Annotated in this window: 23 protein-coding genes; 9 read left to right on the forward strand and 14 right to left on the reverse strand. The window is 66.1% G+C overall.

What is annotated here, in order from left to right:
• Positions 1-75 precede the first annotated feature (75 nt).
• The 8 genes from ACXPWS_RS08545 to ACXPWS_RS08580 form a co-directional block, all read right to left on the reverse strand.
• The gene (locus ACXPWS_RS08545) at positions 76-1,116 is read right to left on the reverse strand and encodes an NAD(P)H-dependent amine dehydrogenase family protein (RefSeq protein ID WP_458712030.1); all 1,041 of its coding nucleotides are present in this window, start codon (positions 1,114-1,116) and stop codon (positions 76-78) included.
• Between the two features lie 44 nt (positions 1,117-1,160).
• On the reverse strand, positions 1,161-1,880 hold the full coding sequence (locus ACXPWS_RS08550; protein WP_458712031.1) for a TetR/AcrR family transcriptional regulator: 720 nt from the start codon (positions 1,878-1,880) through the stop codon (positions 1,161-1,163).
• Positions 1,881-2,019: 139 nt separating this feature from the next.
• The gene (locus ACXPWS_RS08555) at positions 2,020-2,832 is read right to left on the reverse strand and encodes an acyl-CoA dehydrogenase family protein (protein WP_458712032.1); all 813 of its coding nucleotides are present in this window, start codon (positions 2,830-2,832) and stop codon (positions 2,020-2,022) included.
• A gap of 2 nt (positions 2,833-2,834) precedes the next feature.
• Positions 2,835-3,971: an acyl-CoA dehydrogenase family protein gene (locus ACXPWS_RS08560; protein WP_458712033.1), complete on the reverse strand. Its 1,137-nt coding sequence runs from the start codon at positions 3,969-3,971 to the stop codon at positions 2,835-2,837.
• The gene (locus ACXPWS_RS08565) at positions 3,968-4,402 is read right to left on the reverse strand and encodes a nuclear transport factor 2 family protein (RefSeq protein ID WP_458712034.1); all 435 of its coding nucleotides are present in this window, start codon (positions 4,400-4,402) and stop codon (positions 3,968-3,970) included. The genes ACXPWS_RS08560 and ACXPWS_RS08565 overlap by 4 nt, the downstream gene beginning before the upstream one ends.
• Positions 4,380-5,615 (reverse strand): metal-dependent hydrolase family protein, encoded by a 1,236-nt coding sequence (locus ACXPWS_RS08570; protein WP_458712035.1) that lies wholly within the window; start codon positions 5,613-5,615, stop codon positions 4,380-4,382. The genes ACXPWS_RS08565 and ACXPWS_RS08570 overlap by 23 nt, the downstream gene beginning before the upstream one ends.
• 2 nt (positions 5,616-5,617) lie before the next feature.
• Complete coding sequence (locus ACXPWS_RS08575; RefSeq protein ID WP_458712036.1) at positions 5,618-5,947, reverse strand: hypothetical protein; 330 nt, start codon at positions 5,945-5,947, stop codon at positions 5,618-5,620.
• Positions 5,940-7,286, reverse strand: a complete 1,347-nt coding sequence (locus tag ACXPWS_RS08580) for an aromatic ring-hydroxylating oxygenase subunit alpha (RefSeq protein WP_458712037.1) — start codon at positions 7,284-7,286, stop codon at positions 5,940-5,942. Before ACXPWS_RS08580 ends, ACXPWS_RS08575 begins: the two co-directional genes overlap by 8 nt.
• A 302-nt stretch (positions 7,287-7,588) precedes the next feature.
• On the opposite strand from ACXPWS_RS08580, the gene ACXPWS_RS08585 reads away from it, so the two are divergent.
• From ACXPWS_RS08585 to ACXPWS_RS08625, 9 genes are all read left to right on the forward strand, one after another.
• The gene (locus ACXPWS_RS08585; protein ID WP_458712038.1) at positions 7,589-8,887 is read left to right on the forward strand and encodes an amidohydrolase family protein; all 1,299 of its coding nucleotides are present in this window, start codon (positions 7,589-7,591) and stop codon (positions 8,885-8,887) included.
• An 82-nt stretch (positions 8,888-8,969) separates the two neighbouring features.
• Complete coding sequence (locus ACXPWS_RS08590; protein WP_458713460.1) at positions 8,970-10,148, forward strand: acyl-CoA dehydrogenase family protein; 1,179 nt, start codon at positions 8,970-8,972, stop codon at positions 10,146-10,148.
• A 91-nt stretch (positions 10,149-10,239) separates the two neighbouring features.
• Positions 10,240-10,998 (forward strand): SDR family NAD(P)-dependent oxidoreductase, encoded by a 759-nt coding sequence (locus ACXPWS_RS08595; RefSeq protein WP_458712039.1) that lies wholly within the window; start codon positions 10,240-10,242, stop codon positions 10,996-10,998.
• A 46-nt stretch (positions 10,999-11,044) separates the two neighbouring features.
• On the forward strand, positions 11,045-12,214 hold the full coding sequence (locus ACXPWS_RS08600; RefSeq protein WP_458713461.1) for a CaiB/BaiF CoA transferase family protein: 1,170 nt from the start codon (positions 11,045-11,047) through the stop codon (positions 12,212-12,214).
• On the forward strand, positions 12,211-12,999 hold the full coding sequence (locus tag ACXPWS_RS08605; protein WP_458712040.1) for an enoyl-CoA hydratase/isomerase family protein: 789 nt from the start codon (positions 12,211-12,213) through the stop codon (positions 12,997-12,999). The genes ACXPWS_RS08600 and ACXPWS_RS08605 overlap by 4 nt, the downstream gene beginning before the upstream one ends.
• 5 nt (positions 13,000-13,004) lie before the next feature.
• Positions 13,005-14,150 carry a thiolase family protein gene (locus ACXPWS_RS08610; RefSeq protein WP_458712041.1) on the forward strand — a complete coding sequence of 382 codons (1,146 nt, stop codon included), beginning with the start codon at positions 13,005-13,007 and terminating at the stop codon, positions 14,148-14,150.
• 15 nt (positions 14,151-14,165) lie between these two features.
• A complete protein-coding gene (locus ACXPWS_RS08615; protein WP_458712042.1) occupies positions 14,166-15,314 on the forward strand; it encodes an acyl-CoA dehydrogenase family protein in 1,149 nt (382 codons plus the stop codon).
• Positions 15,315-15,384: 70 nt separating this feature from the next.
• Positions 15,385-15,837 (forward strand): MarR family winged helix-turn-helix transcriptional regulator, encoded by a 453-nt coding sequence (locus tag ACXPWS_RS08620; RefSeq protein ID WP_458712043.1) that lies wholly within the window; start codon positions 15,385-15,387, stop codon positions 15,835-15,837.
• 83 nt (positions 15,838-15,920) lie between these two features.
• Positions 15,921-17,348 (forward strand): aldehyde dehydrogenase, encoded by a 1,428-nt coding sequence (locus ACXPWS_RS08625; RefSeq protein ID WP_458713462.1) that lies wholly within the window; start codon positions 15,921-15,923, stop codon positions 17,346-17,348.
• A gap of 4 nt (positions 17,349-17,352) precedes the next feature.
• Here the strand turns inward: ACXPWS_RS08625 and ACXPWS_RS08630 are convergent, their stop codons facing one another.
• The 6 genes from ACXPWS_RS08630 to ACXPWS_RS08655 are packed head-to-tail and all read right to left on the reverse strand — an operon-like array spanning position 17,353 to position 22,108.
• On the reverse strand, positions 17,353-18,198 hold the full coding sequence (locus tag ACXPWS_RS08630; protein ID WP_458712044.1) for a TauD/TfdA dioxygenase family protein: 846 nt from the start codon (positions 18,196-18,198) through the stop codon (positions 17,353-17,355).
• A gap of 26 nt (positions 18,199-18,224) precedes the next feature.
• A complete protein-coding gene (locus ACXPWS_RS08635; protein WP_458712045.1) occupies positions 18,225-18,560 on the reverse strand; it encodes a hypothetical protein in 336 nt (111 codons plus the stop codon).
• Complete coding sequence (locus ACXPWS_RS08640; RefSeq protein WP_458712046.1) at positions 18,557-19,819, reverse strand: aromatic ring-hydroxylating oxygenase subunit alpha; 1,263 nt, start codon at positions 19,817-19,819, stop codon at positions 18,557-18,559. Before ACXPWS_RS08640 ends, ACXPWS_RS08635 begins: the two co-directional genes overlap by 4 nt.
• Positions 19,820-19,831: 12 nt before the next feature.
• The gene (locus ACXPWS_RS08645) at positions 19,832-20,575 is read right to left on the reverse strand and encodes an SDR family NAD(P)-dependent oxidoreductase (protein WP_458712047.1); all 744 of its coding nucleotides are present in this window, start codon (positions 20,573-20,575) and stop codon (positions 19,832-19,834) included.
• Between the two features lie 15 nt (positions 20,576-20,590).
• Positions 20,591-21,622: a 2Fe-2S iron-sulfur cluster-binding protein gene (locus tag ACXPWS_RS08650; protein WP_458712048.1), complete on the reverse strand. Its 1,032-nt coding sequence runs from the start codon at positions 21,620-21,622 to the stop codon at positions 20,591-20,593.
• A gap of 33 nt (positions 21,623-21,655) precedes the next feature.
• Positions 21,656-22,108 carry a MarR family winged helix-turn-helix transcriptional regulator gene (locus ACXPWS_RS08655; RefSeq protein WP_458712049.1) on the reverse strand — a complete coding sequence of 151 codons (453 nt, stop codon included), beginning with the start codon at positions 22,106-22,108 and terminating at the stop codon, positions 21,656-21,658.

Here is a 22,108-nt window from a genome sequence, read left to right on the forward strand (position 1 = left end):
CGCAGGTCTACCCATGTCAATGACAGAATCAATTCTGGATAATTAACCTCTCTGCTTAGAAGAATGCTCTTCTCTTCAGAGTCTGGCGAGGATTTGCGGAAGGTCGAGGGTGGACCGGATCCCGGGTTGGGCCGCGCAGACATACGGCACCGCATTGACCGCACGGTTGGCGGTGTAGGCAGGTGAGACCTCGGCCATCCGCTCCAGCGGTACGGGCATCCGCAAGTCGATCTCCAGCGGCGCATCACCGGCGGCGGAGATGTGCCATCCGGTCGCGCCGAGGGGCCAGTCTGCGTCCAGCTCCGTCGTGCAGTACCAGTTGGCCCGGAACTGCAGGAGCAGCCGGCCGGCCCGGACCCCGGTGATGGTGATGCGCTGTGCAGCGACGCTGCCGGCGGCCAACGTGCCCGCGGCGATGACCACGTCGGTGTGAGCGGCGGCGAATTCGCCTGCGGCGGTGACCTCGTCGAGGGGCAGGCCCACTGCGTCGGCCACCAGGCGCAGCGACGGCCCGAAGCTTGCCTTCAAGTAGTCCGCGCGGAACTGATCGAAAGGGCCCATCGGCTTGCCGAACCCCATCACGTCGAACAGCAGCTGCGGGGAATCGCGGCGGGAGAGATCGGCGTATTCGTCGATGGCGAGGGTGGTCAGTCGGCGTTGCAGAGACGAGATGACCAGCGGAAGTGCTTCGGTGATGAACCCGGGACTGCTGCCGGTGCTGTGCACGCTGGTGTGGCCCGCGGCGCAGGCGTGTTCGACGCGCTCCCGAATGGCCGGGTCCATGCTCGGCGGGTGATGGAAGGCGCCGGCCGTGGTGACGACGTTGATGCCGGCGGCCAGCAGCGTGCAGACCTCGTCGACGTTCAGCGCCGGGGGCATGTAGAGCACGCAGTTCGGCCGTGCCGCGATGATCGCCCCGATGTCGTCGGTGGTGGTGACGCCGGCGGGGCCGAGCCCGCACAGCTCACCGGCGTCTCTGCCGACCTTGGCCGCCGAGTTCACATGCACGCCGGCCAGCGTCAGCTGTGGATGTTCGATGACGGCACGCAGGGCGCGCAGCCCGATGGTCCCGGTGGCCCACTGCGCGACGCGCACATTGGGCTGCTGCTTTGACACCACGCCAGTGTAAGTGGCGCTCTATCCCAACGAGAATGGAATTCTCAGGGTCGGGCGGCGAAACCGTGCGCGACGAAGTCCCAGACTTCCTGGGCGGAGATCGGCTTGTTGGTGGCGTCGTCGCTGCCGCTGGACTGTGCGACGAACATCACGGTCTGCATGGTCATGGCGGCCATCCGGCGTGGGTTGACCTCCGCGCGCAGCTTGCCTGCTTCGGAGGCCTCCTCCATCAGCTCGGTGAGCAGGGCCAGCAGGGGCGCGTGGGCCACCTTGACCTCGGACGGATGCGATACCAGCAGGCGCGGCGCGAAGTCGGTGAACAGCGGACGCTTGGCGGTGGGGTCGGGGCGGGAAGACTCGAACAGCAACTCGATGGCGACCTTCAGTCGATCGATCGGATCGCCCTGGCCGGAGGTGGCGGCCCGGATCTGGTCGGCCGAACGGCTCAGGGCGTCCTCGAAGAGGGCCAGCAGCAGCTCGTGCTTGCCGTCGAACTGCAGGTAGAAGCTGCGCAGCGACTGGCGCGACCGGTCGACGACCTCTTGCACGGTGAAGTCGGTGCTGCCCTTTTCGATGATGATCGACTGCGCGGCGTCGAGAAAACGCTGCACGCGCTGACCGGCGCGGAGCTTGGCGGTCTTGATGGACCGTTCGACCGCGCGCTGCTTCCAGGCAGGCTCTTCGCTTGCCGTGGTCACCGGCTGCTCAATCGCTTGCCGAATGGGGAGAACATGAGTGGACTGTACCGGAGAACGCCTGGGCATCGCGGTGCTCGCCCCCCTCCTGACGCTCGTGTCGGAGATTCTAGCTTTCTCATGATGAGAATATTATTCTCATTTTCGCATTTTAAGAAGGCCTACGGGGAAAGCGCCTTTCCGTCCGGGCGCACGTCGGGCGAAACGGCTACAGGTGCGCGAGCCGCGGAGCAGAGCCGCGGGCGCGCAGTCCGGCCCCGGCCTTCTTGGTCAACTCCCGCGCACTGCCCAACAACCCGTCGAGCACCAGCACCCGTTTCACATGGTGCGCGAGGTCGTGCTCCTCGGTGAAGCCGATCCCACCCAGCACCTGCTGGCAATGCCTGGCCGCCGTCAGCGCGGCCTTGCCCGCGGCGGCCTTGGCCAGCAGCGCGGTGAGGTCGGGATTGTCGGCACCGGGCAGATTCAGCGTGGCCTCGGCGCCTTCGATCGCGACCAGTGTCTCGGCCAGCCGGTGCCGGACGGCCTGGAACGACGCGATCGGCTTGCCGAACTGCACCCGGTCCAGCGCGTGTTGACGGGCCAGCGACAGCATCGCCCTGGCCGAACCGACCAGCCACCAGGCCACCGCGATGCGGGCCTCGGCCACCCGGATCGGATAGCCCTCCTCCTCGCGGCGCAGCGGCAGCCCGCCGAGGGTGGGTTCGGTGGTCTCCGCTGAAATGCGATCCCACACCACCCAGGTGTTGCCGGTGTAGGGCAACGGCAGCTCCACGGTGTCCCCGATGGTGTTGCCGGTTGCGTGCAGCACGACATCGACCAGAACCGAAGCGTGCGAGCCGGTTTCGCCGAGTAGACGGAACACCAGCGGCACCGCCAGTTCCGGGATGTCGGTCAGCATCTCGGCCCACCCGAGTTCGGTGAGTGCGGCGTCCAGCGCGGGGCCCGACGTGGCGAGCATCGTCTTGCGCAGGGTGTCTTCCAGAAGCGTCAGCGACTCGGTATCGAGGTGAGCGGACATCTTCACTCCTTACCGAGATCGAGCAGGCGACGGGCGATGATGTTGCGCTGCACTTCGGCGGTGCCGCCGTAGATGGTGGCCGCCCGCGAATACAGGTATTCGGTGCGCCATGGGGTGTCGTCGAGTTCGATGGCACCGGGCAACAGATCGCGCGCGGTGTCGTAGAGCCGCTGTTCGGCACTGGCCAGCAGCACCTTGTCGATCGAGGTATCCGCGCCCAGCTTGTGGCCGGCGGCCAGTCGCTGCTGGGTGGCCCTGGACCGGCAACGCAGGGTGTGCAACGCCAGATACGCCTCACCCATATCGGTGTCCACCACCTGGCCGTCCCGTTTGACCTCATCGATCAGGGCGTCGAACCGCGAATAGAGATAGGCGATGCGTTGCCAGAAACACGTCGAACGTTCGTAGGGGAGCAGATCCATCGCCAGTTGCCAGCCGTCACCAGGCTTGCCGAGCATTCGGCTCGCGTCCACCTCGACGTTGTCGAAGTAGACCTCGCAGAACTCATCGACGCCGTGCATGGTCTTGAGCGGGCGGATGGTGATTCCGGGGGAGTCGGTGTCGACGAAGAACGCGGTGATGCCGGCATGAGGCGACGCGGATTCAGATGTGCCGTCGCCGGTGCGGGTGAGCAGGATGCACCGGTGCGAATACTGGGCGAAACTTGTCCACACCTTCTGCCCGTTGATCACCCACTTGTCGCCCCGCTGCTCGGCCTTGGTGGTCAGCGAAGCCAGATCGCTGCCCGACCCGGGTTCGGAGAATCCCTGGCACCATTGTTCTTCGCCGGAAAGTAGTTTCGGCACCATCTCGGCCGCCAGCGCATCCGGTGCGTAGTCAATCATGGTCGGCGCCAGCACCTCGAGCATCGAGTACGGACCCGGTTCGGCCAGCCGTCGGCCGACCACTTCCTCACCGACGATGGCGCGCAACACCGCCGGGCCGCCCAGGCCTCCGGCGTGCTCGGGCCAGCCGTAGCGGCTCCAGCCCGCGCCGTGAAGCGCTTTCTGCACGCGTGCGAACTGGCGGATGTGGCCTTCCAGTGAATGGTCCTCGGGTGGGGTGAGGTCGTTCTCGGCGAGCCAGGCCTGCAGCGCGGCGCGGAAGCTGGTGGGGTCGTGGAGATCGATCTCGGTCACGCTGATGGCCGTCCGATGGCGTGCGGCTTGCCGTGGTCGTGGGCGCCGCTGCGCCGGATGAAGGTCATCGCCCGGGTCTTGATCCGCCAGCCGGCGTCGGTGCGCAGGTAGGTGTCGCGGTAGTAGCCGATCCGCATGTCGTGCGCCGAGTGCTCGATGAAGCACAGCGGCTGGGTGCCCGTCGCCGAGCTGCGCGGGTCGTCGTCGAACTCGATCAGGGCGGTGCCCGTCATGAACAGGCCCTTGGGGGCGGCATCGACGAGCACCGGAAAGCGTTCCAGGGCATAGGTTTCACCGAAGGCGCTGTAGGTGCCGTCGGGAGTGAACACCGATACCAGGCCCTCGATGTCACCCTGGGTGATGGTGACCGCATACTTGGCCAGTACCTGCTGGATATCGATCAGGTCATCAGTTCTGCTTGGCGTAGTCATTGCGGTAGACCTTACCCCCCTTCATTACAAATGTAACCGCCCGTGTAACGGTGATGTCCTGCAGCGGGTCACCGGGGACGGCGATGATGTCGGCGAGGAGCCCTTCGGCCAGTCGTCCCCGGTCGGTGGCGTTGATCAGGTCGGCGGCGATCGTGGTGGCCGACCGCAGCACCGCGGCCGGTGGCATGCCCCACTCGACCAGGGTGACCAGTTCGTCTGCGTTCTTGCCGTGCGGGATGGCCGGTGCGTCGGTGCCGACGGCGATCTTGACCCCGGCTTCATACGCGGCCTTGAGTGACGTCTCGGCCTTGGGGAACATCTCGGCTGCCTTGTCCTGCAATACCTTCGGGGCGTGTGAGACATCCATGGCCTGGGCCAGCCTGCGGGTGGTGACCAGGAACCGGTCGTTGTCGACGAGCGCCTGGATGGCTTCGTCGTCCATCAGGAAACCGTGCTCGATGCAGTCGATGCCGCACGCGACGGCGTGCTTGACGGCCTCGGCGCCGTGCGTGTGAGCGGCCACCCGCAATCCGCGGCGATGCGCCTCGTCGACGATCGCGCGCAGCTCCTCGTCCGAATAGTGTTGTGCCCCAGCTTCACCGGTCAGTGACATCACGCCACCGGACACACACACCTTGATCAGTTGAGCGCCGTGCTTGATCTGGTAGCGGACCGCCTTACGGACCTCGTCGACCCCGTTGGCGATGCCCTCTTCCACCGTCAGTTCGAGTGCGCCCGGCATGAACGCGGCGAACATGGTGGGGTCAAGGTGCCCGCCGGTCGGGGTGATGGCATGTCCGGCAGGGACGATGCGTGGACCCTCGATCCAGCCGGCGTCGATGGCCTTTCCCAGCGCGACATCGAGCAGATAGCCGCCGGTTTTGACGAACAGTCCGAGGTTGCGCACCGTGGTGAACCCGGCCCGCAGGGTCCGCCGGGCATTGCCGACCGCACGCAATACCCGGGTGGGCGGATCGTCCTGCACCTGCGACAGGCCCGGGTTCTCCCCGCGACCACCCATGAGCAGGTTGACTTCCATGTCCATCAGGCCCGGCAGCAGGATGGCGTCGCCGAGGTCTATGACATCGGAGCTCTCGCCTTCGGGTCCTTCTCCGATGCCGACGATCCGGTCTCCGTCGACACGAACGATGCCGGGGCGAATGATCGCCCCGGCATCGACGTCGAGAAGACCCGCAGCTTTGAGGGTCAACACGTCTAAACCACCGGCTCCTTGATCAGCTTGATATAGGCCGCGCCGCTGTCGAGCACGCGTGGCTGCTTCCACACCTCGATCGGAAAGCTCACCATCACGATCGACTGTCCCAGGTGCACCAGGGCTTTGGCGTCGTCCGGCATTCCCGCGAGCGGGAAGCGCGCGTCGACGTAGACCATGATGTCCTCGAGGCGCTTCATCCCCGCGTCGTACAGCTCCTGCATCTCGTCCATCGTCGAGCTCAGCCGCTTGGCGTAGCGCTCCTCCTCGGTGGCCAGGCACCAGTCGCTGAACCGCTCCAGGTCGGCGAATTCTTCGGGCAACTTAGACATTCGCTGATTCCTTCTCGGTCTTCGTGGTTGCCGCGCCGTTCGCTGATCCGTTGGCTGCCTTCGCTTCGAGGCTCGCCTTGTACCTGTCAACGTACTGGTGCGCGGTCATGTGCAGGTGGCGAAGCAGGATTTCCTGGTCGCACAACGGGAACTCGGTGACGGCGCGGGTGCCGATCTGTGTCTGGGTGGCCTCCAAGGTGTTGGCGTCCTGGAACGCGTACTCCTTGAACGTCACCGCGGCCAGCTCCTGCGAGAGGCGTTCGCGCAGATTCTTGGGCGGCACGAAATACAGGTCGGCCTCGAAGATGTGTTTGTCCACCGCGGTCGGCCAGTAGTTGTACGTCAGGTACCAGCCCGGCGCCCAGAACAGCAAGGTCCAGTTCGGGAAGAACTCGAAAGAGTCAGTGCCCCAAGTCTTGTTGCGGCCGGGGTTGATGGCCGGCGGCAGCTCGTCGGGCAGAATGCCGTCGATGTCGGGCCGGTCCCACGGACCGAACAGGCCGCTGTGCAGGATCTGTTCGATCGGCTTGACCATGTTGAGGTCCTTGGGCGGGGACATCCCGCCCCATGACGACACCATGGAATGGTCGCCCTTGATGTCGTAGGCCAGCGCCTCGAAGCCGAACTTGGCCAGCTTCTCGGCCTCCTCCTTCTCCGCCTGCTTCATGTGCAGGATCGGCGCGTGGTAGAACTCCGTGAACGCGTCGATGAACAGCTTCCAGTTGGCATTGATCTCCGAGCGGTAGCTGTAATGCTCGGTCATCTCGTGGAACGGATAGCCCTTGAGGCCCTCGCCGAAGTCGCCGAGGTAGTCGACCAGCGGTTCGGCGTCGTCGTCGAAGTTGACGAAGATGAACCCTTCCCACACCTCGCAACGCACCGACTTGAGCGGGTAGTCGGCCTTGTCGACGTCGAAGAACTCCTGCTCCTGCTGGATGAAGGTCAGGTCGCCGTTCAGCGCGTAGCGCCAGGCGTGGTACTTGCAGGTGAACTGGCGGCAGGAACCGGACACCTCTTCGCCCGGGTAGTCGTTCCAGACCAGCTTGTTACCGCGGTGGCGGCACAAGTTGTAGAACGCTCGGATGGTGCCGTCCTTGTCCTTGTTGATGATGATCGATGTGCCGGGGCCGACCGACGGCATCTCCCGGGTGAAGTAACTACCGGTCTTGGGCAGCAGCTCGACGCGGCCGACATGCAGCCAGGTCTTGCGGAAGATGGCCTGCTGCTCCAGTTTCCAGTGCTCCGGATCGATCGAGTCGGTGTAGTCGACCGGCGCCGTGCCGAGTTCCGGCCAGTTCTCGGTCCAGCTCCCGGCGGCCGGTTTGGGGAAAAACGCCACGGTGATACCTCTCCTGTGTTGGTGCGACGGTGTCGAGAGCCGGTTCCACGATGGTTTTGGCCTCGCCTTCTCCGCTACGAGAATCATATTCTCATATCTGACTAACAGATTTCCAGTCTTTGGCCGTAGGGTCGATGTCGACGTCATCGGCGCCACTCGGGCGGGGCGCCCGGCCTCGGGCGAAAAGCGCGGTCAGCGGCCTGACGACCATCGCCGGACGTTGATTCTCGTACTGTGAGAAGTTAGTTTGCATTGATGGAGAACCAGCTCGGCGAGCCTGATCGATCGGCGAAGGGACAGCTATGCACCACGACGACATGATTCTGATCAGCGTTGACGACCACATCATCGAACCGCCGGAGATGTTCAAGAACCACCTGCCGGCCAAGTACGTGGACGAGGCGCCGCGACTGGTGCACAACCCGGACGGATCGGACACGTGGCAGTTCCGCGACACGGTCATCCCCAATGTGGCCCTCAACGCGGTGGCCGGCCGGCCCAAAGAGGAGTACGGCCTGGAGCCACAAGGCCTCGATGAGATCCGCAAGGGCTGCTACGACGCCGCCGAGCGGGTCAAGGACATGAACGCCGGCGGTGTGCTGGCGACCATGAACTTCCCGTCGTTCCCCGGTTTCGCGGCAAGGCTTTTCGCCACCGAGGACGCCGAGTTCTCGCTGGCACTGGTGCAGGCCTACAACGACTGGCATATCGACGAGTGGTGCGGTTCGCACCCGGGCCGGTTCATTCCGATGGCCATCCCGGCGATCTGGGACCCCGTGCTCTGCGCCCAGGAGATCCGCCGCGTTTCCGAGAAGGGCGTCCATTCGCTGACCTTCACCGAAAACCCGTCGGCCCTGGGCTATCCCAGCTTCCACGACTTGGAGTACTGGAAGCCGCTGTGGGATGCGCTGGTGGACACCGAAACCGTGATGAACGTGCACATCGGGTCCTCCGGCCGATTGGCCATCACCGCGCCGGATGCGCCGATGGACGTGATGATCACCCTGCAGCCGATGAACATCGTGCAGGCGGCGGCGGACCTGCTGTGGTCCGCGCCGATCAAGGCCTACCCCGACCTGAAGATCGCGCTGAGCGAGGGCGGCACCGGCTGGATCCCGTATTTCCTGGACCGGGTGGACCGCACCTACGAGATGCACTCCACCTGGACCCACCAGGACTTCGGCGGCAAGCTGCCTTCCGAGGTCTTCCGCGAGCACTTCATGACCTGCTTCATCTCCGATCCGGTCGGGGTGAAGAACCGGCACATGATCGGCGTCGACAACATCTGCTGGGAGATGGACTACCCGCATTCGGACTCGATGTGGCCAGGCGCTCCCGAGGAACTGGGCGCGGTGTTCGACACCTATGACGTACCCGATGACGAGATCAACAAGATCACCCACGAGAACGCGATGCGCCTGTACCACTTCGAGCCGTTCACCCACATCCCGCGCGAGCAGGCCACCGTCGGCGCGTTGCGGGAACAGGCGCGGGGCCACGACGTGTCGATCCAGGCGCTGAGCCATCACAAGGAACGTTCGGGATCCAGCGTCGCCGACTTCACCGCCAACGCCCGCGCGGTGACCGGCGTCAAAGACTGACCAGACAGCGGTACCCGGGCACCGGCGTCCCCCGCGCCGGTGCGCCAGCATGCGACTCAAGGAGTGAACAGTGTCCGGCGGAATGAACTTCGAGCTGACCGAGGATCAGCAGCTGATCCGCAAGTCGGTGGCCGAACTGGCATCCAGGTTCGACGACCACTACTGGATGGAAAAAGACCAGGCCCACGAATTCCCGACCGAGTTCTACGACGCCATCGCCGCGGGCGGCTGGCTCGGTATGACGATTCCGGAGGAATACGGCGGTCATGGCCTGGGCATCACCGAGGCGACCATCCTGGCCGAGGAGGTGGCCCGCTCCGGTGGCGGGATGAACGCCGCCAGCTCCATCCACATGTCGATCTTCGGCATGCAACCGGTGGTGGTGTTCGGGTCCGAGGAGATGAAGGCCGCGACGCTGCCGCGAATCGTCAACGGGGACCTGCACGTCTGCTTCGGCGTCACCGAACCCGGTGCGGGACTGGACACTTCGCGGATCACCACGTTCGCCAAGCGCGACGGCGACCACTACGTGGTGAACGGCCGCAAGGTGTGGATTTCCAAGGCGCTGGAATCGGAAAAGATCCTGCTGCTGACCCGTACCGAGAGCCGCGATGACGTCGGGAAGAGGGGAGGCAAGCCCACCGAGGGGCTCACGTTGTTCCTCACCGATCTGGATCGCGCGCATGTCGACATCCGGCCGATCAAGAAGATGGGCCGCAACGCCGTCAGCTCCAACGAGCTGTTCATCGACGATCTGCGCATCCCCGTGCAGGACCGTATCGGCGAAGAGGGCAAGGGCTTCTCCTACATCCTGCACGGACTCAACCCGGAGCGGATGTTGATCGCCGCCGAAGCACTGGGGATCGGCCGGGTGGCGCTGGACCGCGCGGTCAAATATGCCAACGAGCGGGTGGTGTTCGACCGCCCGATCGGGATGAACCAGGGCATCCAGTTCCCGCTGGCCGACTCGCTGGCGCGCCTCGATGCCGCCGAGCTGATCCTGCGCAAGGCCACTTGGCTCTACGACAACGGACAGTCGTGTGGCCGGGAAGCGAACATGGCCAAGTACCTGTGCGCCGACGCCGGGTTCGATGCGGCGGACCGCGCCCTGCAGACCCACGGCGGGATGGGCTATTCCGAGGAATACAACATCTCCCGGTTCTTCCGGGAGTCGCGTCTGATGAAGATCGCGCCGGTCAGCCAGGAGATGATCCTGAACTTCCTCGGCGCGAACGTGCTGGGCCTGCCCAAGAGCTACTGACCCACGCGCCCCGCCACCAGATTGCAGTTGACGCGGGGCGCACTCGAACTTTGTCGCACCAACGACAATCTCGCGGAGAGAGCGGAATCTGATGAGGACCTACTTCGATCTGACCGGCCGTTCGGCGCTGGTGACCGGTGCCGGGGCCGGTATCGGCGCCGGGGTGTCCGAGGCACTGGCGGCCGCGGGTGCGGCGGTGCTGGTCACCGATACCAGCGGGGACGCGGCCGCCGCCGTGGCCGAGCGGATCAATCTGGCCGGCGGCAAGGCCGACAGCGCGCCGTTGGACGTCAGTGACCGAGACGCCGCCGTCGCCGCCGCCGAGCGTGCGGCCGGCCTCGGCGCGGGCAGCCTGCACATCGTGGTCAACAACGCCGGCGTCACCTCCCCGGCCATGTTCGCCAAACTGACCGATGAGACGTTCCGGCTGACCTTCGACATCCACGTCATGGGCACGTTCCACGTCACCCAGGCGGCCTTGCCGCACATTCCCACCGACGGGACCGGCCGGGTCATCAACGTGACCTCCTCGGCGGGCATCACCGGCACCCTGGGCCAGGTCAACTACTCGGCCGCCAAGGCCGGCATCATCGGCATGACGAAATCGCTGGCCCGTGAGCTCGCCACCAAGAACATCATGGTCAACGCGCTGGCTCCGCTGGCGGCCACACCGATGACCGAGACCATCCGCACCAACGAGAAATTCGCGGCCAACATGATGAACCGCATCCCGCTCAAGCGCTGGGCAGACGCCGAAGAGGTGGCCGGCGCGTTCGTCTTCCTGGCCTCCGACGCCGCCTCCTACATCACCGGGCAGGTGCTGCCGGTCGACGGCGGCATGGTTATGTGACGTTGTGACCAGTACCGCGCCGCTGTCCGGCATCACCGTCGTTGCCATGGAGCAGGCAGTGTCCGCACCGATGTGCACCCGGGTGCTGGCCGACTTCGGCGCCAGGGTGATCAAAATCGAGAATCCCAAGGGTGGCGACTTCGCCCGCGACTACGACGACGTCGTGCTGGGCCAGGCCGCCCATTTCGTGTGGGCGAACCGCGGCAAGGAATCGGTCACGCTCAACCTCAAGTCGCCGGCCGGAATGGCGGTGCTGCACCGGCTGCTCGCCGGTGCCGACGCCTTCGTCTCCAACCTGGCGCCCGGTGCCACCGCCCGGCTGGGGTTGTCCCCGGCGGACCTGAAAGTGCGCCACCCGCAGGTCATCCCGGTCGAAATCGACGGTTACGGCCCGGGGGGACCGCTGTCCCAGAAGCGTGCCTACGACCTGCTGGTGCAGGCCGAGTCGGGCTCATGCGCCGCGACCGGTTACGCCGGGATGCCGGCCAAGCCAGGTGCGGCGGTCGCCGATATCACCACGGGCCTGTACTCGGCGCTGTCCATCATGGCGCTACTGCTGGGCCGGGCCCGCCGGGGTGACACCGGTGCCGCTCCGTCGGTGGCGGTCAGCCTGTTCGACACCATGACCGACATCATGGGTTATCAGCTGACCTACACCCAGCACTCCGGTATCGACCAGACGCCGCTGGGAATGAGTTCACCGGCGGTCGCGCCCTACGGGTCGTTCCCGACCCGGGACGGGCAGACGGTGGTGCTGGGCACCACCAACGACCGGGAGTGGCAGCGACTGGCCCGCGAAATCATCGAACGGCCGGACCTGGCCGACGACCCGCGGTTCGCCACCAACTCCGATCGGTGCGCGCACCGCGACGAACTCAACGCCGCCATCGAAAGCTGGTGCGCCCAGCACGATCTGGTGGACATCCAGCAGACTGCGGACAAGGCGGGGATCGGCAACTCCCGCTACAACCTGCCCAGTGAGGTCATCACGCACCCGCACCTGAAGGCGCGAGACCGCTGGCGCGAGGTAGGCACTCCCAACGGCAAGATCGAAGCCCTGCTGCCGCCGCCGGTGATCAGCGGTTTCGAGATGGGGATGGGTGCGGTGCCCGGCTTGGGGGAGCACACCGACGCGGTGCTGGGGGAGCTGGGCTTCTCGGCGCCAGACATCGCGGAGTTGCGCGCCGAGGGTGCCATCGGGCCGGAGTACGCATGAGCGTCTTGCTGACCGAGGATCACGACGGTGTGCGCACCCTGACGCTGAACCGGCCGCACCGCAAGAACGCCATCGACCCGCAGCTGTGGCAGGCGCTGGCCGAGGCGCTGCGCGCCGCCGACACCGACGACACCGTGCGCGCGGTGGTGCTGACCGGTGCCGGCGGGGCGTTCTGCTCGGGCGCCGATATCGGCACCGGGGAGGCCATCCACCCCCGCCGCAAACTGCAGCGACTCACCGATGTCGCGCTGGCACTGCACAATCTGAGCGTTCCGACCATCGCGAAGGTCACCGGCGTCGCGGTGGGCGCGGGCTGGAATCTGGCGCTGGGGTGCGATTTCGTGGTGGCCACCCCGGAGTCGCGGTTCTGTCAGATCTTCGCCAAGCGCGGGTTGTCGGTGGATCTGGGCGGGTCGTGGTTGTTGCCGAAACTCGTCGGGCTGCAACAGGCCAAGCGTCTGGTGATGCTGGCGGACATGATCTCCGCCGCCGAGGCGCATGCGCTGGGCCTGGTGACGTGGGTGCAGGCCGCCGACCAGATCGACGTCTTCGTGGCGGAGTTGGCGGGCCGCCTGGCCGCCGGCCCGCCGTTCGCGCTGGCGCAGAGCAAGGCACTGCTCGACGACGGCGCCAACGCGACTTTCACCGAAGCACTGGCCAACGAGGCACGCGCCCAGCCGGGCAATTTCGCCACCGCCGACTCACTCGAGGCGTATGCGGCGTTCGCCGCCAAACGTGACCCGTCATTCACCGGAACCTGGGCGGTCCCGCCCACCAAGGAGTAGAAGCCATGCGAGAAACCGTCATCGTCGGCGCCGTCCGCACCCCGGTGGGCAAGCGCAACGGCGGGCTGTCCGACCAGCACGCCGCCGACCTGTCCGCCGTGGTGCTCAAAGAGCTCGTCGAACGCACCGGGGTGGACCCGGCCCTCATCGACGATGTGGTGTGGGGCTGCGTATCCCAGGTCGGCGACCAGTCCAGCAATATCGGCCGTTATTCGGTGCTCGCCGCCGGTTGGCCCGAGCACATCCCCGGAACGACCGTCAACCGGGCCTGCGGATCAAGCCAGCAGGCGCTGGATTTCGCGGTGCAGGCGGTGATGTCGGGTCAGCAGGACATCGTGGTCGCCGGTGGTGTCGAGGTGATGAGCCGGGTACCGCTGGGCGCGGCCCGCCAGACGGGTCAGCCGTATGGACCGAAAGCGCTTGCCCGCTATGACGGTTTCTCGTTCAACCAAGGCATCTCGGCCGAGATGATCTGCCAGAAGTGGGATCTGTCCCGCACCCGTTGCGACGAGTACTCCGCGCAGTCGCACGAAAGGGCCGCCGCCGCACAGGATGCCGGCGCGTTCATCGAACAGATCCTGCCGGTGTTCACCGAGGGTGACGTGGTCGCCACCGATGAGGGTATCCGCCGGGGGACCACCGTCGAAAAGCTCGCCGGCCTCAAGCCCGCGTTCACCGAGGACGGCGTCATCCATGCCGGGAACTCCTCGCAGATCTCCGACGGTGCCGCGGCGCTGTTGGTGATGACCGCCGACCAGGCGCTGAATCTCGGGCTGACCCCGCTGGTGTACTACCGCGCCGGCGCGGTGACCGGTGCCGATCCGGTACTGATGCTGACCGGGCCCATCCCGGCCACCGAGAAGGTGTTGCACAAGGCCGGTGTCGGGATCGACGAGGTCGGGGTGTTCGAAGTGAACGAGGCGTTCGCGCCGGTACCGCTGGCCTGGATGGCCGAGACCGGCGTCGACGAGGCGAAGCTCAATCCACTGGGCGGGGCGATCGCACTCGGACACCCGCTCGGCGCATCCGGCGCGGTGCTGATGACCCGGATGATCCATCACATGCGCGACAACGGCATCCGGTACGGACTGCAGACCATGTGCGAGGGCGGCGGCACCGCCAACGCCACGCTGGTCGAGTACGTCTTCTAGTCGAAAGGGCAACACGTGCAACGCAATCTGTTCACCGAGGACCACGAGGCGTTCCGCGAGCTCGCCCGCGACTTCGTCGAGAAAGAGGTCGTCCCGGCCTATCCCGAATGGGAGAAGGGCGGCCGGATGCCCCGCGCCGTCTTCGCGAAGATGGGCGCGCTCGGCATGCTCGGCATGGCCATCGACGAGGAATACGGCGGCGGCGGGGTGCCCGACTACCGCTACAACGTGGTGTTGCAGGAGGAGGCCGCCCGCGCGCTGGTCACCCTGTCCACGGTGCGCACCCAGCTCGAAGTGATCCTGCCGTACTTCCTGCATTACGCCAACGAAGAACAGCGCAAACGCTGGTTCCCCGGGCTGGCCGACGGCACCCTGCTCACCGCGGTCGCGATGACCGAACCCGGCACCGGGTCGGATCTGGCCGGGATGCGGTCCACCGCGGTGCGCGACGGGGATGACTGGATCCTGAACGGCGCCAAGACCTTCATCACCGGCGGGATGCAGGCCGACCTCGTCATCGTGGTCGCGCGTACCTCCACCGACCCGGACAATCGACGCCGGGGTTTGACGCTGTTCGTGGTGGAGGACGGGATGCCCGGCTTCACCAGGGGCCGCGAGTTGGAGAAGATGGGCTGCAAGGTGCAGGACACCGCCGAGTTGTCCTTCGTCGACGTCCGGGTGCCCGCGGCCAATGTGCTGGGCGAGGTGGACGAGGCATTCTCCTACCTGGGCCACAACCTGCCGCAGGAGCGGCTCACCGTGGCGGTCGGTTCGGTGGCCCAGGCCCGTTCGGCGATCGCGGCGGCTATCGGGTACACCAAGGACCGCAAGGCATTCGGCACTCCGGTCGCCTCCTTCCAGAACACCAAGTTCGAACTGGCCGCGTGCTCGGCCGAGGTCGAGGCAGCCCAGGCGATGCTGGACCGGGCCGTCGCCCTGCACGTCGACGGTGAGCTGTCGGCGCCGGATGCGGCCCGGGTGAAATTGTTCTGCACCGAGATGCAGGCCCGGGTGATCGACCGCTGCCTGCAGCTGTTCGGCGGATACGGGTACATGATGGAGTACCCGATAGCCCGGCTGTACACCGATGCCCGGGTGGCCCGGATCTACGCCGGGACCAGCGAGGTGATGAAGGTGATCATCGCCAAAGACCTCGGTCTGTAGTCGCGATGTGGGCACGATCTGTCACGCTGGGCGTGACGAATCGTGCACACACCGCTGAAGGGGAGGCCGCATGGAGCTCACCGACAATCTTCTGTGGCTGCTCAAGCAGGCTTTCTACTTCTCGCTGACCTCGGTGAACGAGGCGATCAGTCCGCACGGTGTGAGTACCGCCCAGATCGGTGTGCTGCGCCAGCTGGCCAATGAGTCCGGATTGTCCGGCGCGGAGCTGGCCCGGCGGTTGTTGATCAGCCCGCAGGGGGTGCTGCTCGCCCTCACCGCTCTGGAGCGCCGCGGCTTGCTGGAGCGCAAGCAGGACCCTTCGCACGGGCGCATCCTGAAGGCCTATCTCACCGACGAGGGGCGGTCGGTCGCCGCGGCGGTGATCCAGGATGCGGTGGCCGCACACGAGGCCGTGTTCGGGGTGCTCAGCGCCCAGGAGCAGAAGACGCTGCGCGACCTGTTGAGCCGGGTGGTGGAAAAGGGCACCGGGCACGAGCTTTTCAGCGATCACCCGGAGACCTGAGCCCCGCCCACCACGCTATATTGGCAAGTAGTTGATATTGCGTGATGTGAGGGGTTCCCGTGGATCAAGGTATTGCGTCGCTCATCGGTGTCGACGGCTGGTCGGTGACCCGCGCAGGCGCTCCGATCACCGTGATCTCTCCGCACACCGAACGGCCGATCGCCGAGGTGGGTTCGGCATCGCTCGCCGACGTCGATCATGCGGTGGCGGCGGCGCGCACGGCGTTCGACCACGGGCCATGGCCACGGCTGACACCAACGGAGCGGATCGCGGCGGTGCGCACGTTCGCGGCCGCATATGACGGCCGGCGTGCCGACCTTGCCCGGCTGATCAGTGCCGAGATCGGTGCACCGATCACCTTCGCGCAGCGCGCTCAGGTCGGTTTGCCGTCGATGATGATGAACGCTTTCTGTGCTCTCGCCGAATCCTATGTGTGGCAGGAAGATCGGCCGGGCTTCTTCGGCGCCGATGTCCGCATCCGCAAGGAGCCCGTCGGCGTGGTCGCGGCCGTGGTGCCGTGGAACATGCCGCAGTTTCTGACCATCACCAAACTCGTCCCGGCCCTGTTGGCCGGATGCACGGTGATCGTCAAGCCCGCGCCCGAGTCCACGCTGGACGCGCTGCTGCTGGCCGACATCCTGGACGAGTCGGGATTCCCGCCCGGTGTCGTCAGCGTGCTGCCCGGTGGGGTCGACGTAGGTGCGCACCTGGTGGGTGCAGCCGGCGTCGACAAGGTGTCGTTTACCGGATCGACCGCGGCCGGGAAAGCCGTCGCCGCGGCGTGCGCGGCCAACCTGACCAAGGTGAGCCTGGAACTCGGCGGGAAATCCGCGGCGATCGTCCTCGACGATGCCGATCCGGCGGTGGTGGCCGCCGGTGTCCGTTCGGCCAGCCTGTCCAACAGCGGGCAGATCTGTAATGCGTTGACCCGCATCCTGGTTCCGGCGCGCAGATCCGCTGAGTTCGTCGATGCACTCGTCGCCGAGATCACGGCGCTGAAGGTCGGCGACCCGGCGGATCCGGAAACCCAGGTCGGGCCGCTGGTGAGCGCCCGTCAGCAAGAGCGGGTCCGTGACTACATCCGCACCGGCCAGCGGGAGGGCGCCGAGCTGGTCATCGGCGGGACGCAACTACCCGCCGGTGTCGACCAGGGCTGGTACGTGCAGCCGACGTTGTTCGCCGAGGCCGACAACGCCATGCGGATCGCGCGGGAGGAGATCTTCGGGCCGGTGCTCACGGTGATTCCCTACCGTGACGAGGACGAGGCCGTGGGCATCGCCAACGATTCGGATTACGGTCTGGCCGGTTCGGTGTGGACCGCCGACAGCGACCGGGGCGTCGCAGTGGCGACCCGGGTTCGCACCGGGACGTTCGGGGTCAACCAGGGCTACCCGATGGATCCCTTCGCGCCGTTCGGCGGCGTCAAAGGCAGCGGGTACGGCCGTGAGCTCGGCCGCGAGGGGCTGGAGGGCTACCTGGACACCAAATCGATTGCGGTGGCTGCCCGGTAGCCGACTACCGGATGGGCTCGTCGCCGTTGACGGTGGTGCGCAGCATCTCACGCGGCGAGTTCGGATCGTACGGGGCGGCACGGTGCAGGACGCCCTGGTTGTCCCAGATGACCGTGTCACCGACCGACCACCGGTGGCTGTACACCTTGTCTCGCGTGGTGGCATGGGCCAGCAACTCGGACAGCAGTCGGCGGCCCTCGTCGAGGTCCATGCCCACCACATAGTCCGCAGATGCACCCAGTACCAGTGACTTCCGTCCGTTGCGGTGGGTCCACACCAGCGGATGTTCGCTGGCGCGGCGGGACCGCCACCGGGTGAGGTCCGCTTCGGTGGGATCGGGGTGGGTTCGCCGCTGGGAGGCCTCCAGCGAATGCACCACCCGCAGCGATTCGTAGCGCTGCTTCTCGGCGGCGGACAGTGATTCGTACGCGTCGTAGGCGCTGGCGAATTCGGTCTCACCGCCTTGGGCGGCCACCTGTACCGCCGACAGCACGGTGGCCTTCTGCGGGCACTCGTCGGCCAGTGGTGTGCACCCGTCGATATGCCAGATGAAGGCCGCCCTGAGGTAGTCGGCGGCCTTGTTCTTGGTCTTGTCCAAGGTGATCGGGTAGATCCCGGAGACCGGGTGGTGACCGTCGGAGGACCGGTCCACCTCGCCGAGCCGCTCACAGACGGCGACCTGGTCCTGCGGGCTCAGGTGTAGACCCCGGAAAACCAGGACGCCGTTCTCCTCTAGCGCGTCGAGGACGGCGGCACCCAAACCGGGATCGGTGCCCAGCCGTTCGGAATCGAGGCCGCTGACTTCGGCGCCCACCGAATCGGTCAGTTTGTTGATGGTCAAGACGCTCATCGTATTCCTCTACAGTGCAATCGGATTCAGGGCCGCGGTTCGCCGGTGCGGATCATCACGGCATCCGCGGCGTCCACCGGCGCGGGCTGATGCATGATCTCCACGGCCATGGCCACCATGATCAGCGAATAGACCAGGTGCAGCAGGTTGGTGGCGTCCTCGGGCAGTTCGTCGAGCGGGAACTTGTCGCAGTAGTCGATCGCCTCTTCCAGTCGTGGGAAGAACGCGTCGTAGAACTCGCGCAGTTGCGGCATGCTGCTGGACAGCCGTCGGTTCCAGCGCTCGGTTTCGGTCGGCAGGCACCAGGCTTCGGTGTAGGGCTCCAGTTCGGCGAACGCGCTGGGAAGCGCTTTGGTGCTCATACCGGCGCCCCGCTGCGCTCACGCTGATAGGCCGCCACCCAGTCCACCGCTTCCTTGTGCAGGTGACGCACCAGGATCTCCTGATCGTTGAGCGGGAATTCGTCGACGACGTCGTACTCGAGCGCCGCCTGGGTGCCGCCCAGCATGCCCGCATCCTGTAACGCGAACTCCTTGAGCACCACCGCGGCCACCTCGTGTTCGATGCGTTCGCGCACCGTCCGCGCCGGGTGAAAGTAGGTGTACGCCTCGAAACGGTGGGTGTTGTGGGCGGTCGGCCAGTATCGGTACAGCAGGTACCAGCCGCCGTAGATGAGGATCTCGGTGTTGGGGAAGATCTGAAAGTTGCTGATACCCCACGGCTCAATGCCGCCAGGGTTCAATCCCTCCGGAAGATCGCCGATATCCGGTGTGCGCCAGGGTCCCACCAGGCCGCTGCGGGTGGCTCGCTCGATCGGATACATGTATTCGGGCGCCAGCAGCCAGCGGCGGGTCCCCGCGGTGGACACCAGCCGGTGCGGACCGTCCAGCTGGAAATGACCACAGGTGAACCCGGCGTTGGGGTTCCGCACCGCATCGGGAACCTGCTGGCTGTGCAGTGAGGGCACGTGGTAATACTCCTGGAAGGCGTCGGCGAAGATCTTCCAGTTGCTGTTGTTGTGCGCCGTCCAGTCGTAGCGTTCGGTCAGCTTGCCGAACGGGTAATCGTCCAGTCCGGTCAGCATGGGCCCGAGGAAATCGCGCAGACTCTGCCGCGGCGTCTGATCGAAGTTGACGAAGACGAACCCGGCCCAGACATCACAGTGCACCGGGGCCAGGGCGTAGTCGGCGGTGTCGAACCCGACGAACGACGCCTCGTTGGGCACGTGGGTCAGGGTGCCCTCGGTGCCGTAGCGCCACCCGCAATGTGCGCAGACGAACTCATCGCGGGTACCCGAAACATCATGGCCCGGACCACCGTTGGGCACCAGTACGGTGCCACGGTGCCGGCACAGGTTGTGGAAGGCGCGGATACGGTCATCCTGACCCTTGATGAGGACGATCGAGGCACCGGCCGCTTCGATCCCCTTGGTGATGAAGCTGCCACGGTCGGGGAGTTCCTCCACCCGGCCGACGTTGAGCCAGGCGCGTTTGAAGATCGCCTCCCGCTCCAGCTCGTAGAACTCGGGCGAGATGGAGTCGCGGAACGGTATCGGTGCGGTGCCCAGCTCCGGGTACCGTTCGGTCCAGGACCGCCGTGCCGGCGTGGTCGATTGCGTCATCTGCATCCTCTCCTACATCACCGAGCCGCCGTTGACACCGAGCGTCTGCCCGGTGATGAAGCCGGCTTCCTCGGAAGCCAGAAAACCCACTGCCGCCGCGATATCCGCACCCGTACCCAGCCGGCCCAGCGGGATGTTCGCCGCGATGGTCTCGTTGGAAGGCAGGTAACCGGCCGCCTGCGAGGCATGCTGCATGGGCGTCTCGATGCCCGACGGTGGGATGTTGTTGACGGTGATGCCGTGCGGTGCGTACTCACGGGCCAGCGATTTGGTCAGGGTCAGCAATGCACCCTTGGACGCCGCGTAGTGCGCAGCGAACGGCGTGCCGCGCTGCGCGCTGGAGGATGAGATCATCACGATGCGACCCCAGCCGGCGGCGACCATATCCGGTAGTGCGGACTGGCAGCAGTGGAAGGTGCCGGTCAGGTTCACGTCGAGCATCTTCTGCCAGGACTCGGTGGTGATATCGGCGAAGCCGGCATAGGCGAAAAGACCGGCACTGGTCACCAGCACGCCGACGGGACCCAGTTCGCTGCGCACCTTGGCCAGCGCATCGTCGACTCCCGGCCGGTCGGTGACATCGGTGCCGATACCCAGCGCCGACACGCCGTTCGCTCGCAAGTCGTCGGCAACCCGCTGGGCGGCATCGGCATTCACGTCCAGCACCGCGACCCGGTGCCCGCGCCTGCCGAGCTCGTGGCAGGTCGCCTCGCCCATACCGGAACCGCCGCCGGTCACCACAGCCACCCGCTTCATCGACTCACCTGACTTTCATTCGTAGACCACCCGCACGGTGCGGCTGGTCGGTATTGCCTGGCAGGTGACGACCAGCCCTTCGGCGACCTCGTCCTCGTCCAGCGCATCGTTGTTGAGCATGCGTGCGCCGCCTTCGGTGATCGCCGCGATACATGTTCCGCACGAACCTGTTTCACAGGATGACGGGGCGTTGAGGCCGGCCAGCCGTGCCGTCTGCAGCAGGGTGTTGCCGGCGCGGTAGGGCACGGTGACGGTGTTCCGGCCCAATACGATCGTGACATCCTCGGTCACCACGGGGGTGCTGTCGTCCACCTCGACGGTGGCGACGGAGAACCGTTCGAGATGGATCCGGTCCGCGGGAACGCCGCGCCCCAGCAGGGTCGATTCCACCGCGTCCATGAACGGGGCGGGCCCACAGATGTAGTACTCGGCGTCATCGCAGCCGTCCAGGAAGGCGTCGATGTGATCGGCGGCCACGGTGCCGTGCGACTCGTCGAGATGATGGTGCACACTCAGTCGATCATGGTGCGCGCCAAGCACGTCGGCCAGCGCCGCGGCGAAGATCACCGAATCCGCGGTGCGGTTGGCGTAGAACAGCCGTGCCCGGCGGTCGGTGGCTGCCAGCGCGTGCCGGATCAGGGAGTAGACCGGGGTGATGCCGCTGCCGCCGGCGAACGTGACGAGTTCGCGGTCGGTGTCGGTGAGCACGAACCGTCCGTCGGGCGGCGCCGCGTGCAGGTGTTGGCCTGGTTCGACGGTGTCGTTGAGCCAATTGGACACCAAGCCGTCGCGATCGCGCTTGACGGTGATCCGTAGGTCGGCCTCGGCTGCCGGCGACGAGGACATCGAGTAGCACCGGCGGTGCGCCTCGCCGTTGACGACCACCTGGAGCGTGAGGAACTGGCCCGCGCGGTACCGGAATCGGTCGGCATGTGCAGTGGGCACGTCGAGCACCAGCGACACGGCGTCGGCCGTTTCGCGCACCACGTCCTTGACGAGCAGGGCGGCGAAGCCCTCGTCGACCTGCGGGGTGGCTGCGTGACTCATCGACAGAATCATATCAAGTACTTGTTATTCAACTCAAGGATCGATGTGGTCGACGGCCATGGTGTGGCCGGTACCCTGCTCGACCACGCGGGTCAGCAAGGCGCGCAGCTGGGTCTGCTCGGCCACGCTGAGAACTCCGAACACCCTGTCGTGCACCGAGATTGCGTCGCCTATCACGGCGGTGGCCAGCTCCCGGCCGTGCTCGGTGAGGAAGGCCTGCTGGATGCGGCCGTGTCGCGGATCCTGTTTGCGTTCGACCAGCCCGCGCTTGGTCAGTTCATTGACGGCCAACTGGACGCCCTGGGGCGTGATGAGCAACCGCCGCGCCAATTCGGCGTTGGACAACCCGGGTTCGCTGATCAGCTGGCGCAGCACCCCGACGTGAGAGGTACTGACGCCGTGCGGTTTGACCGCATCGTTGACGGTGGTGAGGGAGAAGTAGAACGCCTGCTTGAGCAGCCACAGGATGTTGTCGGTGAGTTCCAT

The sequence above is a fragment of the Mycobacterium sp. BMJ-28 genome, from assembly GCF_054404835.1.

Coding starts and splice junctions, on each gene's coding strand:
- ACXPWS_RS08605 (WP_458712040.1), top strand. CDS start 12,211: ATGAGCGTCTTGCTGACCGAGGATCACGACGGTGTGCGCACCCTGACG.
- ACXPWS_RS08655 (WP_458712049.1), bottom strand. CDS start 22,108: ATGGAACTCACCGACAACATCCTGTGGCTGCTCAAGCAGGCGTTCTAC.
- ACXPWS_RS08635 (WP_458712045.1), bottom strand. CDS start 18,560: ATGAGCACCAAAGCGCTTCCCAGCGCGTTCGCCGAACTGGAGCCCTAC.
- ACXPWS_RS08550 (WP_458712031.1), bottom strand. CDS start 1,880: ATGCCCAGGCGTTCTCCGGTACAGTCCACTCATGTTCTCCCCATTCGG.
- ACXPWS_RS08590 (WP_458713460.1), top strand. CDS start 8,970: ATGAACTTCGAGCTGACCGAGGATCAGCAGCTGATCCGCAAGTCGGTG.
- ACXPWS_RS08600 (WP_458713461.1), top strand. CDS start 11,045: ATGGAGCAGGCAGTGTCCGCACCGATGTGCACCCGGGTGCTGGCCGAC.
- ACXPWS_RS08630 (WP_458712044.1), bottom strand. CDS start 18,198: ATGAGCGTCTTGACCATCAACAAACTGACCGATTCGGTGGGCGCCGAA.
- ACXPWS_RS08640 (WP_458712046.1), bottom strand. CDS start 19,819: ATGACGCAATCGACCACGCCGGCACGGCGGTCCTGGACCGAACGGTAC.
- ACXPWS_RS08585 (WP_458712038.1), top strand. CDS start 7,589: ATGCACCACGACGACATGATTCTGATCAGCGTTGACGACCACATCATC.
- ACXPWS_RS08555 (WP_458712032.1), bottom strand. CDS start 2,832: ATGTCCGCTCACCTCGATACCGAGTCGCTGACGCTTCTGGAAGACACC.
- ACXPWS_RS08575 (WP_458712036.1), bottom strand. CDS start 5,947: ATGTCTAAGTTGCCCGAAGAATTCGCCGACCTGGAGCGGTTCAGCGAC.
- ACXPWS_RS08645 (WP_458712047.1), bottom strand. CDS start 20,575: ATGAAGCGGGTGGCTGTGGTGACCGGCGGCGGTTCCGGTATGGGCGAG.
- ACXPWS_RS08610 (WP_458712041.1), top strand. CDS start 13,005: ATGCGAGAAACCGTCATCGTCGGCGCCGTCCGCACCCCGGTGGGCAAG.
- ACXPWS_RS08565 (WP_458712034.1), bottom strand. CDS start 4,402: ATGACTACGCCAAGCAGAACTGATGACCTGATCGATATCCAGCAGGTA.
- ACXPWS_RS08595 (WP_458712039.1), top strand. CDS start 10,240: ATGAGGACCTACTTCGATCTGACCGGCCGTTCGGCGCTGGTGACCGGT.
- ACXPWS_RS08620 (WP_458712043.1), top strand. CDS start 15,385: ATGGAGCTCACCGACAATCTTCTGTGGCTGCTCAAGCAGGCTTTCTAC.
- ACXPWS_RS08650 (WP_458712048.1), bottom strand. CDS start 21,622: ATGAGTCACGCAGCCACCCCGCAGGTCGACGAGGGCTTCGCCGCCCTG.